Source organism: Microvirga soli, from assembly GCF_016734765.1.
Taxonomy (GTDB): domain Bacteria; phylum Pseudomonadota; class Alphaproteobacteria; order Rhizobiales; family Beijerinckiaceae; genus Microvirga; species Microvirga soli.
This window is the reverse complement of the sequence record NZ_JAERQE010000050.1, coordinates 17,455-30,580: the sequence shown is the minus strand read 5'-3', so window position 1 is coordinate 30,580 and position 13,126 is coordinate 17,455. Positions and strand designations below refer to the sequence as shown.

At 59.4% G+C, this 13,126-nt stretch carries 11 protein-coding genes and 1 pseudogene; 6 read left to right on the top strand and 6 right to left on the bottom strand.

Translation table 11 applies throughout. The annotated features are described in order from the left end of the window. Positions 1-132: 132 nt before the first annotated feature. Positions 133-2,409, bottom strand: a complete 2,277-nt coding sequence (locus tag JKL45_RS24835) for a CDC48 family AAA ATPase (RefSeq protein ID WP_201864483.1) — start codon at positions 2,407-2,409, stop codon at positions 133-135. A 173-nt stretch (positions 2,410-2,582) separates the two neighbouring features. Beyond that, entirely contained in the window at positions 2,583-3,116 is a 534-nt protein-coding gene (locus tag JKL45_RS24830) for a hypothetical protein (protein ID WP_201864482.1), read from the bottom strand. Positions 3,117-3,249: 133 nt separating this feature from the next. On the opposite strand from JKL45_RS24830, the gene JKL45_RS24825 reads away from it, so the two are divergent. Both JKL45_RS24825 and JKL45_RS24820 read left to right on the top strand, forming a co-directional pair. Beyond that, on the top strand, positions 3,250-3,993 hold the full coding sequence (locus JKL45_RS24825) for an extensin-like domain-containing protein (RefSeq protein WP_201864481.1): 744 nt from the start codon (positions 3,250-3,252) through the stop codon (positions 3,991-3,993). A gap of 62 nt (positions 3,994-4,055) precedes the next feature. Continuing rightward, positions 4,056-5,042, top strand: coding sequence for a L,D-transpeptidase family protein (locus tag JKL45_RS24820; RefSeq protein ID WP_201864480.1), 987 nt, complete (start codon positions 4,056-4,058; stop codon positions 5,040-5,042). A gap of 25 nt (positions 5,043-5,067) precedes the next feature. Here JKL45_RS24820 and JKL45_RS24815 read toward each other — a convergent pair whose 3' ends face one another. Both JKL45_RS24815 and JKL45_RS24810 read right to left on the bottom strand, forming a co-directional pair. Beyond that, a complete protein-coding gene (locus tag JKL45_RS24815) occupies positions 5,068-5,343 on the bottom strand; it encodes a hypothetical protein (RefSeq protein ID WP_190844575.1) in 276 nt (91 codons plus the stop codon). Positions 5,344-5,527: 184 nt separating this feature from the next. After that, positions 5,528-5,935: a BA14K family protein gene (locus JKL45_RS24810; protein ID WP_201864479.1), complete on the bottom strand. Its 408-nt coding sequence runs from the start codon at positions 5,933-5,935 to the stop codon at positions 5,528-5,530. Between the two features lie 379 nt (positions 5,936-6,314). Here JKL45_RS24810 and JKL45_RS24805 point away from each other — a divergent pair, with 379 nt between their 5' ends. From JKL45_RS24805 to JKL45_RS24785, 4 genes and pseudogenes are all read left to right on the top strand, one after another. Further along, entirely contained in the window at positions 6,315-6,848 is a 534-nt protein-coding gene (locus tag JKL45_RS24805) for a putative pterin-binding protein (RefSeq protein WP_201864478.1), read from the top strand. A gap of 76 nt (positions 6,849-6,924) precedes the next feature. Beyond that, positions 6,925-8,967 (top strand): sensor histidine kinase, encoded by a 2,043-nt coding sequence (locus tag JKL45_RS24800; RefSeq protein WP_201864477.1) that lies wholly within the window; start codon positions 6,925-6,927, stop codon positions 8,965-8,967. Positions 8,968-8,979: 12 nt separating this feature from the next. Then, positions 8,980-9,930 (top strand): annotated as a pseudogene (locus JKL45_RS30185) (response regulator); the annotation flags it as partial. A gap of 74 nt (positions 9,931-10,004) precedes the next feature. Then, entirely contained in the window at positions 10,005-11,801 is a 1,797-nt protein-coding gene (locus JKL45_RS24785) for a recombinase family protein (protein ID WP_201864476.1), read from the top strand. Positions 11,802-11,814: 13 nt separating this feature from the next. Here JKL45_RS24785 and JKL45_RS24780 read toward each other — a convergent pair whose 3' ends face one another. Then, on the bottom strand, positions 11,815-12,120 hold the full coding sequence (locus JKL45_RS24780; RefSeq protein ID WP_201864475.1) for a hypothetical protein: 306 nt from the start codon (positions 12,118-12,120) through the stop codon (positions 11,815-11,817). Between the two features lie 10 nt (positions 12,121-12,130). Further along, the gene (locus JKL45_RS24775; protein ID WP_201864474.1) at positions 12,131-13,126 is read right to left on the bottom strand and encodes a hypothetical protein; all 996 of its coding nucleotides are present in this window, start codon (positions 13,124-13,126) and stop codon (positions 12,131-12,133) included.

The window sequence follows — 13,126 nt, the reverse complement described above, 5'->3', positions numbered from 1 at the left end:
CCGCCCGATCCAAACGCTTTGCCGCAAGCCCTCCAGGTCGTCGCTCATGCAAAGGAGGTCTCGCATCCAGACAGCTAAGGCAAAAAGGCTCACTAACCCGAGTCAGTGAGCCTACAGGTGCGGGCCGGAATTCTATTCGGCCGCCTGCCTTATGGGTAGGAAGCCGATGGGCTGGCGCTGGGGTCCCGTCTGTTTAAGGGTGCCGACCAGTTCCTCATATTCCCGCTCCATCTCGGGCGTGACGGAGGGGCGCGTCTCGCGCAGGGCCTGCTCGAAATGCGCCATGGTGACGCTTTGCGCTTGGAGCGACTCACGCAGCGCGAGAAGGCCTGCCCGGCGCGTCAGGTCCTCAAGATCGGCTCCCGTATATCGGTCGGTCCGCTCGGCGATAGTGTCCAGGTCCACGTCTGGTCCAAGGGGCATCGTCTTGGTGTGGATGCCGAGAATATGCCGACGGCCTTTGGCATCGGGCACCGACACGTAGATCAACTCGTCCAAGCGGCCCGGCCGCAGCAGGGCAGGGTCGATGAGGTTGGGCCTGTTCGTCGCCGCCAGCACCACGACACCCTGCAGTTCCTCGAGGCCATCCATCTCGGCCAGGATCGTATTGACCACCCGCTCCGTGACGGCAGGCTCACCGAGCCCGCCCCCTCGAACAGGAGCAAGCGAGTCGATCTCATCGATAAAGATCACCGTCGGGGCAACCTGGCGAGCGCGGGCGAAGAGGCGGGAAACCTGCTGCTCGGACTCGCCATACCACTTGGACAGGAGGTCCGAGGACTTGGTCGCCACGAAGTTGGCCTGAGCCTCGCGGGCGACCGCCTTCGCCAGAAGGGTCTTGCCGGTTCCGGGAGGGCCGAAGAGCAGGAAGCCCTTGGCCGGTCTGATCCCGAGGCGGCGGAAGGATTCCGGACTCTTGAGGGGAAGCTCTACGCCCTCGCGCAGGCGGGTGCGCGCTTCCTCGACACCGCCGATATCGTCCCAGGTCACGTTGGGCACCTGGATCATGATCTCGCGAAGCGCAGACGGCTGGACGCGTTTCATCGCATTCAGGAAATCCTGCCGGTTAACCTGCAGGCTCTCGAGCACATTCGACGGGATGCCGTCCCGCAGACTGATGCCGGGCAGAATGCGTCTTAGCGAGTCCATGGCGGCCTCGCGGGACAGCGCCGCAAGATCCGCCCCGACGAAGCCGTAGGTGGTGCGGGCGATCTCATCGAGATTCACGTCCTCGGCCAGGGGCATGCCGCGGGTATGAATGCCCATGATTTCCCGTCGGCCCGGCTCGTCCGGCACCCCGATGACGATCTCGCGATCGAACCGGCCCGGACGGCGCAAGGCCTCGTCGATGGCCTCGCGGCGGTTCGTAGCGCCGATCACCACGATGTTCTGGCGCGGCTCCAATCCGTCCATGAGGGTGAGAAGCTGCGCCACGATGCGTCGCTCAACCTCTCCGGTCACCTCCTCGCGCTTGGGCGCAATGCTGTCGATCTCGTCGATGAAGATGATCGCCGGCGCATTCTGCTGCGCCTCCTGGAAGACCTGGCGCAGGCGCTGCTCCGACTCGCCATAGTGTCGGCCCATGATCTCGGGGCCGGCGATATGGTAGAACTGCGCCTCGGTTTCGTTGGCGACGGCTCGTGCCAGCCGAGTTTTGCCGGTTCCGGGCGGTCCATAGAGCAGCACGCCCTTAGGCGGGTCGATGCCAAGACGCTGGAACAGTTCGGGGTGGCGAAGCGGCAGTTCCACCATCTCGCGCAACTGATCGACTGTGCTGCCGAGCCCGCCGATATCGTCGTAGGTGACATCGGCGCGGCGGGCTTCCCGCGGCTCCTCGAATTGCGGGCGAAGCTCGATTTCCGTCTCAGCCGTCACATGCACGATACCACGCGGCTGGGTCGTGACGACAACGAGGCGGATCTCCTGCAGGCCATAGGCCGGGATGTTGAGCAGTCCGCGCAGTTCTTCCGGCAGGCGCTGATCCGTCGAACGTTGGGAGTACACGGAGGTCGAGATTACGTCGCCGGCCGTGAGGGGGCGCTGGTAGAAGGTGCGCTTCAAAGCATCGCCAGAACCCTGAAGGCGCAGTCCCTTCTGGGCCGGTGCGAGCACGACGCGGGTTGCGGGGCGAACATCGGCTCGTTTGACCTCCACATGATCGCCGCTGCCGACGCCGGCGTTCACGCGCTGCAGACCGTCGAGGCGGACGATATTGAGGCCTTCGTCCTCGGCATAGGGAGTGACCGCGATCGCCGTGGTGTGGCGCTTCCCGATGATCTCGACGGCCTGACCTTCCTGAACGCCGATTTCCGCCAGGGCCTGCCGGCTCATGCGGGCAATACCGCGTCCGGAATCGTCCGGTCGGGCATTCGCAACCTGGAGCCTTACGTTCTGCCCATCCTCTGCCATGGCAGTCTTTCCATCATTTGAGTGGTCGCTCATGCGATGGCTATGCAGGGAAGAAGCCAAAAAGTTCAGGTCTTCCGAGTGCCATGCGGCGGGGGCTTCGCTGGCATTTCAGGTGGCGAAACCGGAGGGCAAACGCGAGATACGGGGAATTGTTGCAGGTTTATCGGCAGGCTTCAGGGCTCTGACGAAACACCTCTCGGCGATGACCAAAGCCTTTGAAGCGACAACTCGATTTGGTCTTCCTCACGGGTTGGGCTGTGAGCCAGCCTACCGGCAGGCATGAAGGGAGCTATGGTCGGGAGTTTCAATGACTCGTTTGCATCGTTTTGCGCCGTCATCTCCTTCGAAGGAGCGTCGATCAGTTCCCAACTGTCGAAAAGATCCATTGTCGAGTGCCCTGGCAGGTCGGGGCCCAGATAAGGGACGATTTCGACCCATGGACGTCCATGCGGGCGCGGGGTGATCTTGGTCACACGGCCGAAGAAATTGGTCAGAGGGCAACGGACGAATTCGCCGGGGGCGGGCAGGCGGGACTTCTCGCGTTCGAGTTCAGACTCGGCTTCCTGAAGCTCCGCCTGCAAACGGGCTATCCGTGCCTCGAGCTCCGCGGCACGCTTCGTGCAGGAGCTTTCATGCCCTTGGCCCAATCCTGAAACCAGCGCCAGGCTCTTGTTAGAACCGGTATCCATCACCGGAAAAGCCCTCATGACGGTCCCTCCATTCTTTTATAGGATTTTGGCGCGCTCCCCCATCAGCACAAGACGCGCATAAGACTGAACGGGAACTCAAGCTCGGCGCATGAGGGTTATATCACTGGGAAGCTGGAGAATTGGAGTTCTCATGAACCGTCTAGGCCGCAGGGCAGGGTGGATTGGCAGGGCTGTAGCTCTGGTGCTGATGCTGGCGCCTGCTGCCTGGGCGCAGGCGCCAACAGCGCCGCTGCCGCCGCCGCGTCCAGACCGCCCGGCCAATCCGGAGCCCGAACCCCAGGCAGAAAGTCCAGCCCCGACCGAGACACCCGCCGCCAGCACGCCGCCCGAGGACAACAGCTCCCATGAGGCCTGTCTCGACAGGCTCTCCAAGCTGGGATTGCATTTCGAGAAACGGCCCTCGGTGCAGGAAGGACGGTGCAGCATCGAGAACCCCGTCCTCCTGCTGTCTCTTCCTAACAACGTCGAGGTCGCCCCCGCGTCGCTCATGGCCTGTCCGGTGGCGGAGAGCCTTTCGCGGTGGGTGAGCGAGGTTGTCGCTCCCGAGGCCGAGCGTCAGTTCCAGAGCGCCCCGACCAAGCTCCTGATCGGAACCTCCTATCAATGTCGCGATCAGCGCAATGGAGCCAGGCTCAGCGAGCACGCACTTGGCAACGGGGTCGATGTCATGGGATTCGAATTTGCCAAGCGCTCTCCGCTGGCGATTGCTTCGCAGTCCGAGAGTTCGCCGGAAGCAAATTTCCAGTCGGCGATCCAGAAAGCTGCCTGTCCCATCTTCAACACGGTGCTCGGGCCCGGCTCGGACGCTGATCACGGCGATCACCTTCATCTCGATTTGCGCGCGCGGAAGGGCGACTATCGGATCTGCCAGTAGATTGCGGGAACAGGGAGGCGGCCCGGGCTTTGTCATTCATGATGTTATTGGTGAGGTCTCTCATGAAGTTGATTGCTTATGCTGCTCTTGGATTACTAAGCGTCCTTGGACCTGCTGTAGCCGCCGCTCAGGGGCTCGACCTCGATGCGGTGAACGGCGCCGAATGGAAGCCCAAGAGCGACAAGGGCAAGGAGATCGACCCGACTTTGATCAAGGCCCAGATCCTGCTCGATCGAGCCCGCCTCTCGCCTGGCGTCATCGATGGGCATAAGGGCGAGAATCTTCAGAACGCGATCAAGATCTTTGAGAAGACGAATGAGCTCAAGCCGGACGGCGCGCTCGATGAGGAGGTCTGGCGGAAGCTCACAGCAACATCCGCTGAGCCGGTGCTGACCGAATACACGATCACGGACGAGGACGTGAAAGGCCCCTTCGTCAAAATTCCCGACAAGATGGAAGATCAGGCAAAGCTCGAACGGCTCGGCTATGAAAGCCCGGAGGAGCTTCTGGCGGAGAAATTCCATATGGATGTGGACCTGCTCAAGGCCCTGAACCCCGACAAGCCTTTCGACAAAGCCGGTACGGCCATCATTGTGGCTAATGTGGATGCAAAGGCTGATTCTGCGAAGAAAGAGAAGGTAGCCAAGATCCAGATCGTTAAAAGCGAGAAGGTCTTGCGCGCCTTGGGCGAGGATGGTGCCGTGATGGCGGTTTACCCGGCTTCCATCGGCAGCGAGGAAAAGCCTGCGCCCAAAGGGTCTCATACAGTTCGAGCCGTCGCACCGAACCCGAACTACACCTACAACCCGGATTATGCGTTCAAGGGTGTGAAGGCGAAAGAGAAGTTCGAGATCAAGCCAGGACCCAACAATCCCGTCGGAAGCACTTGGATCGATCTATCCATCGAGTCATTCGGCATCCACGGCACACCTGAGCCGGAGAAGGTCGGCAAGGCCTATTCTCACGGCTGTGTTCGATTGACGAACTGGGATGTGCAGGAACTGGCCGGGATGGTTGAGAAGGGCACCCCGGTGGAGTTCATCGACTAGCTCGGCGTGACGAGGCGCAGGAGCGTCAGTCGTCGTTGGCGGAGTTCAGCTGGTCCGGCTTCATGCCCTCGTCCACCTCGGAATCGTGAGCTTGAACGAGCCACTCCAGTTGCTCCTGGACGAAGTCGGGGTCGCTGTGGAAACGCATGGCGCAGGCAACGAGGAAGATCGCGATTTCCGGCAGGTCGCTGTCGCCCATATCCGGCAGGATCAGCTCGAGATCCGTCATGTTGCCGGAGGTCAGGATGGCGGCCTCGGTGGGAGGAATAACAGTTCCGCCGTTATCAGAATCTTGAGCCATGGAGCAGTTCCCGAGCCTTCTGTTTTCTGTTGGGCATCTTGGCTGGCCTTGCGGCCCTGCGTGATGTTCTAAGGCATACCCCTGCCAGGTAAAGGCTACCGTGGAACGGGGATGCGGTTTACCTAATCAGAAGCCCTGCGGCAGGGGCTGCCGCAGGGCTTGAGAATGATCAATCGGTCAAGAACTATGGATAGGTGCAGACGTACCGCATCCCGTTCGTCGCGAGGAAGGTTCCAGTGCCTGGATTATAGGAACGATACTTGCGGGCGCAGTAGGCTGCGACCTGCGGATCGACGACACCAGGAGGCTGAGGTGCGGCCGGCTGAGCTTGGCTGGCAATCGCGCCGGCGATCAGGGCTCCAGCAGCGAGGCCCGCAACGCCTGCTGCAACGGCAGCACCATTGTCCCGGCGATAGTAATACCGATCACGGTAATAAGGACGGTACCCGCGGCGGTAGTATTGGGCGTAGCTCTCGTTCGGGTAAGCCTTCTCCACTTGGGGCAGGGAGCGGGTCTGAACCGGATTCGCGCTGGCCGGGAGGGCGGTGGCCAACATAGCCATGCCGAGCAAGGCCGTGATGAACTTGCGCATATTGTCTCCTATTAGGCAGATAGGGCGTAAGTAATTCTAGTTTGATCGCCCATATTATAGCCGTAGCGGCCAAGCTTGCAAACTGTGAGAAGCGCGCTAGGGAAATGTCATTAGACAAGTGTGTTTGATAAGGTCTCAGATAATGATGCAGAGAATTTATACTTGACTGGATTTTAATATCTATAAAAAAATGCGATTTTCCTTATTAATACATAGAGAAGTACGATTTTGTATTAAGCTATATGCGAGAATTTCGGCAATTGGGTGGTTTTCATCCACGGCATGCCTGCTATCTTTTGTCCTTCGCCCTTCTGGATTTTTGAACTGAAATCGGAGAAGATGCGTCGTTTTATTATAATCTGTCGCTGAATGGGAACTGATGCGTCCTCTCATCGGGCTTATATTTTATGCAGCAGCCTTGGGCATATGCAGCCTGTCCCATGCGGCGGAGCCTCTGCCGCTGCCCAAGGGGCCTGTAGTGCTGACGGTGTCTGGCAAGATCGAGCAGACCAATGGCAATGGCGTAGCGCTGTTCGACCTGGAGATGCTGGAGGCGCTCGGCAGGGCATCGCTTACCTCAAAATGGGAGTTGTCCGAGGTGCCCCAGCTGTTCGAGGGGATCCCGCTTCGTGCCTTGATGGAAAGGGTGGGTGCCCAGGGAAAGAGCTTGAGAGCATCTGCTCTGAACGACTATGCCGCTGTCATTCCCATGGAGGATCTTAGATTCGAGCCAATCCTAGCGACAAAGGTGGATGGCCGTATGCTGACGATCCGCGACAAGGGCCCTCTATGGATCGCTTACCCGGGGACCAGCACAGGGTTCTGCAGGATGCCCGGTATGACTCCCGCTGGGTCTGGCAGCTCAACAAGCTTCACGTTGATTAGCCATGCGCTTCAGCCTGCAAAATTATAAGACCGCTCTGGTAACTCTTCTGGCGACTGCAAGCCTCGTCGCATGCCTTGGATTCACGGTCGCACGATTGTTCGAGATGGAGAATGAGTTTCGCAACGATCGGTCATTTACCAATGTCTGGTATGTGACCCAAGCTCAATTCGAAGCAGCCGTTCTCGCAGAGACCCTGGCTCGTGTGGCAGCAAACGAGAAATTCACTGAGCCGGAGCAGCAGCCCGGTTTCCGAACCAGCATCCTGATCAGCCGCTTGTCGGTCTTGCTGGAGGGGCACCAAGGCAAGGTGATGGATGGCCTTGGCATTACAGGGGACCTTAAACAAGCTTACCTTCAGCTTACTATGGCTGAACCGATGCTGCACAATGAGATCGATGCTCAGGCTGCGGTGCTGCTTCGGGAGCAGATGATGCAACTCGCATACAAGCTCAGAGACACTGCTAATCAGATCATATTAACAAGCCGCGATCATGCCGCCTTGAAGCGTTCCGGCTATTTGCAGGTCATATTCGAAGGATTTGCCTTTCTATTAGGAATTGTCCTAAGCGCCGCCTTCCTTCTCGTGCGCCTCTTCAAGGGCGTTCAGGAGGCGAGTCAGGCCAAGCAGTTGCTCAAGCAGGAGCAGGAGTTGTCCGATCTGGTGATCAACAACATCAGCAACCAGGGCATCATCATGTTCGACAGCCAGCTCCGTTGCCTGCTCTGGAATCCGGGCATGGAGGATTTGCTGAGCGTCAAGCCGGACCAGGCGATCGGTCAGCGGATGGAGAATTTGGACCCGCTCTTCGGTAAATCCGAGATCGTCGAGGCCCTGACCCGTGCCACCGAAGGAGCCACCTCGATCCTGGAACATGAGGCTGCGACCACGGAGGGCCACGACCGCTGCCTGGAGATCAATAGCTTCCCCATCTTCATGGCCGAACGGAAGCTGGGGATTGCCTTCATCCGTGATGTGACGGAGCAGTGGCTTGCGCGCAAGCAGGCGGAGCGGCAGAACTTCGATCTTGAGATCAAAGTTCTCCAGAGGACCGCGGCCCTGCGCCAGGCCGAGCGCCGTCTGATCGCAGCCATCAACTCCGCTTCTGAGGGTTTTGCGGCTTTCGATTGGACAGGAAAGCTCCTTTTCGCCAATGAGCAGATCTGGGCTGCTGCGCCCGTGTCTCTGTGGTGCAACGATGATATGAGCCTGCCCGTGTTCCTGCGGTGCTTTGCCATGTGCGAGGGAGCCGATCTGCGCCTCGTGAATGCTCAGGCACCTTTCGAGGAACTCGAGTTCGATCTTCTGGTGAAGAGGGATACCTGGCACCGGCTTTCCCTGACCAAAGCCGACGGAGCCACGATCTTTGTGCGTCTGACCGATATCACCGGCTACAAGCAGGTCGCGAAGGCGCTTGAGTCGGCCCTGGAGCGCGAACGCGAGACGACAAATGCCTATCGTAGCTTCGTGTCGATGGTGTCCCACCAGTTCCGGACACCGCTCGCCATTCTTGACTCGAGCGCGCAACGCATCCTGCGGCGCGGTTCGGCCTTGACCCAGGACGAGCTCGTCACCCGGGTTCAGAAGATCCGCAATGCGGGAACCAGGCTGACGCGCCTGGTGGACAGCGTCCTGAATGCCGCCAAGCTTGATGCCGGGACGATCGAGCTGAATCCTGCGTCCTATAACCTTGTCGATCTGGTCATGGACATCTGCGAGCGACAGCGGGAGGTCAGCGATCAGGCCGATATCCGCTTCGATGTGCCGGACATTCCCGTTCGCGTCTATTGCGATGGCATGCTGATCGAGCAGGTTGTGGTGAACCTCCTGTCCAATGCCATCAAGTACTCTGGAGCTACGCCCGTCGTCGAAATCAAGATCTGGATGGACGGCTCCCGAGCATATTGTTCCGTTCGCGACTGGGGGATCGGAATTCCCGCAGGCGAACTGCCAAAGATCTTCGAACGCTTCTATCGCGCCAGCACAGCCTCAGGAATCGCCGGCACCGGCATCGGGCTGAACTTTGCTCAGCGGATCATGCACCTCCATGGGGGCGAGATCCAGGTTGAGAGCTATGAGGCGGCAGGCTCCTTGTTCACCTTTGACCTACCCATCGCCAATGCGGATCAAGCGCAGCAGGCTGCATGAGTGACCACGATTATGACAACACACAAAACAATTCTCTGCGTTGAAGACGAAAACGATCTCCGGAGCGACCTCGCCGAGGAGCTGGAAGCTGCCAACTATCGCGTGCTTCAGGCAGCCAACGGCAGCGAGGCCCTGGCGCTTCTCGAAAAGCATCGGCCTGATCTTGTCCTTTGCGACATCACCATGCCCGGGCTTGGCGGCTATGATGTTCTCAAAGCCCTGCGCGAGCAGGGAAACATGGTCGACGTGCCCTTCATCTTCCTCACGGCCCTGGCTGAACGCAACGACGTCCTGATCGGAAAACAGGCCGGAGCGGACGACTATCTGGTCAAACCCATTGATTATGAGATCCTGCTCGCGACCGTCGCGGCTCGTCTCGATCAGGTTGCGCGGGTGCAGACGAGCGCCGTTCATCGGGCGGAGGAATCCTGGCAGGAAATCCTGAAGGCTTCTGAGGGGCGCACCGTTGATGCCCTCTACAAGGCCACTTTCGCTTTTGACCGCTTCCTCGTGGGTGTCGTGATCGTCAACGAGGCCGGAGAGGTTCGGGTAATGAACAAGGAGGCGCAGCGCATCCTTGCCGAAGACGATGGCCTGAGCGCCTTGCAAGGCGTCATCAGAGGCTCCGTCGCCAAGCAGAACAGCAAGCTCTATTCGGCAATTGAGAAGGCCTTCGAGGAGGAAACCCTCGACGAGATCATTTCCTTCCCGCGCGTCTCCGGTGGACGGCCTTACCTCGTGCTGATCCCAGGTCAGCGCTTCTCGCCTGAGGAGCGCCCCGAGGCCGTGGTTCTGCTCGTCATCGATACGGAGCAGCGCGCCAAGGTTTCCGGCGACACGCTGGTTCGCCTCTATAACCTGACACCGTCCGAGACACGCGTCGCGCTGATGCTGATCGACGGCAAGCGCCTGGACCAGATCGCTGAGGAACTCGAGGTGGCTCAGACGACCGTCGTCTTCCACCTCAAGAACCTCAGCTTGTCGAATGTGCCGATTATGGGTAGAAGGTCGGCCCTTCCGCAAATGGGGCGGCCTCGATGGACCTCAAAATTGAGCCGGGCACACCGGTCATCTCGTACTTGCGATACTCTGCGAAGGTGCAGAGTAAGGGCGACAGCTACCGCCGCCAGACCAAGGAGTTTCAGGATTTCGTCGAGAAGTACAAACTCGCGACCTTCGGGAGCTACGAGGACTTGGGCGTCTCGGCATATCGGGGAAAGAACCTCCTCGAAGGCTCCCTCCGAGCGTTGTATGCGGATGTAGAACAGGGGAAGGTTCCGCCAGGGGCGATCTTGGCCGTTGAGGACCTGGATCGCATCTCGCGGCAGAGGCCCCGTCTGGCTCTGCCAGCTATCCTGGACCTGATCAACGCCGGGATAAGGATTGTCACGCTCAAGGACAAGAAAATCCACGACCAAACCACGTATGACACCGAGTTCGGGATGTTCGAGTCCCTGCTCATCATGAAGCGCGCGAACGAGGAGAGCGAGAAGAAATCGACTCGCGTCGCAGATTCCTGGGTAGGGCGTCGGCTTAAAGGGACGCGTGGCAGCGTCTGCCCCTCGTGGCTTCGGCTTGGAGAGAATGGCAGATATGAGGAAATCCCTGATCGTGCGAAAATCGTACGTGAGATTTTCGATCTGGCTGCGGGCGGCATGGCGGCCTACACGATCTCCCGTCTCCTGAACGCACGCTTTGCGGCGGGGGATATTGCGTACGAACCCTTCAAGAATACCGTCGCGAAGAAGGGGAAGGCGTGGCACCCGACCACCATCATGAACCTGCTCACCAACAAAGCCGTCCTCGGCATCTACGAGCCCGGCAAGGTCGAGGATGGGAAGAAGGTGAAACTCGGGGAGGCTATCGACGGTTGGTACCCGGCAGTCATCGAGGAGAGTATGTGGGCGAAGGTCCAGGCGGGCCGCCGCACGAATAAGCGGGGCCGTAAGGGTGCGGCAATGACCAACCTGTTCTCCGGGCGCGTCCATTGCGCTTGGTGTTCGGGTGTCATGAAAGTCCGAAACTTCGGGCGGAGTAGCAGAGAGAAAGAGGGCTCGGGGAAGCGCCACTACTACGTCTGCACGACCGCTGCGCAGAATCGGGGTTGCGATGCCTCATTCTACTTCGGCTTGGAGGCTCTGGAGTCCGCGATCCTAGACCATGTGTCAGAATATCGGCTGAGCGAGTTGTTTGCTCAACCTGAAACCGGCTCAGAACTCCGCAGGGTCGAGAACGAGATTGCCGCAACCCAGATGAAAATCGAGGGCCTAGAGAAGGGCCGCTCCCGCTTGATGAAGCGCATCAAGGAGGCGGATGACGACGACCCGCTGATCGCGGAGTACGAGAAAGAACTGCGCGCCGAGATCATCGCCATCGGCAAGGAGCAGGCGGCACTCAAGGCCCAGGAGCATCGCCGGATCAGCATCGTGGCGCAGAAGGACAGCCGGGCTGACATCGAAGCCCGGATTATGAAGTTGCGGGCTGAACTCGCCAACGCCGACGACGCGACCCGTCTAACTATCCGGACGAGGCTCTCGGCGGCTTTGCGTACGTTCATCGACGATATGCGCTTTGATCCGGCCACCGGCACCATCGACGTTATCTTATTGGGAGGGATGGCTGCATACCGGTTCAAGCAGTCTCGCCTAAAGGGCAGAAACGGCGGACATAGGGTCGATCTAATTGATCATTTCAGCCTCGTTCCTCTTGTCCAAACCGGACAAATGCGTAAGGAGCCGTTCCTGAGCGTGGGGCGGATGGTAGATGGTGTGGTCGAGATGGTTGAGGTGCCGAGGCGCGCCGAAGTCTTCGAGAAAATCGTAAGAGGACACTGATCCTCTGCGCGCCCTACACTGTGGAGACGCGAGCCGTGTCGGCACGGGTCTTGATAGCGTCGGCCAATTTGGCCGCGACCTCAGCCCGGCGGAGGCGTACGTCGAGAGATAGCAGGTCGAGTTCGAGACGATCCCGTCGATCATCATCCGCTTGGCCGTAGAGAACCTGCAACAAATCCACGTTGTACGCCGGAACTTCTTGGCGTGCGAAAAGCGTCTGAAGTTCACGCAGCAGGTCCGGAGGAATGCGTTCCATGTCGATGTACGCCGAGAGGTGATCGTCGCGAAGTTCGCCGCCAAAGAGTTCGTGGATGCGCATGGCGTTTCTCCTAAATACCGGGGTACATGGCCTTACATTCGGCGCAACGGGCTGCGGACGGGTTCGGAGGGATCGCCGATGAGGCGGGAATTCGGACTTCTTCGCCGATGCGATTCTCGCAATCGCGGCCTTCAAGGGCATGGACCGGTCCGCAATGGCGTACGGCAAGACGTGCCCGCAGTTTTTCGAGAACTTCGTGCGGAGATGGCGATGGTTTCTTATTGTCTTCCATATTCCCCTGCGGCTCTTGTATGAGTATCTCGTCTACTATCAACTGGTGATGATCCTCGGTTGATTTAACATGCTGTTCAGCAAGACTATTTCGGCTTTTGGGGGTGGATGCAGACTGCACGCGCACGTGCGAGAAAATGAAGTTGCACCACCCTACGTTGTTGTAAAGGTCGGCCATATACCTGCGCCAAGCGCTCTCATACTGCGCTCCATACCGCGTCCGTTTCCCGTCCCAGGCGTCAGAATATTGCAGGCGGAATTTTGTCGTATAGTCGGCAAGGCGGGATAAGTTCGCGGCTACGGTGCCGTGCTCCGAGATTGCTGCAAGGACCACACGGCGCAGGCCCGGCCATTGAGCACGAATAGATCGGGCCAGTTTGCGGCGGGTGTGACCACGACAGTCTACGACAAGGTGGGCATGCACGATCAGCACGCGGTGATCCATCGTCAGCATGTCGATATCGACTCCAAGGTCTGCCAGCAAACGCCGCTTGGCCCCTCCGCAATAATGGTGCGGGTGCAGGAGGTCGATCTCGACCGACCCGGCCCACCGGGTGCCCGTGTCGCGCGCGATGGAGCCAGTGTCCTGCAAAACGGCCTCCCAGGCGGTCTTGTGCTCCGCAATAATCGCCTTGATCTCCTCGGATCGGTCGTCATCAAGTCGCACGACGAGGACGGCGAAGATTATGGTGGCCCACCAGAGCCGCTCGTGAGGGGCATGCTTCATCGCGCCCATCTCCGCACGTACCGTGGGCCGCCACGTGTCGAGGTCCAT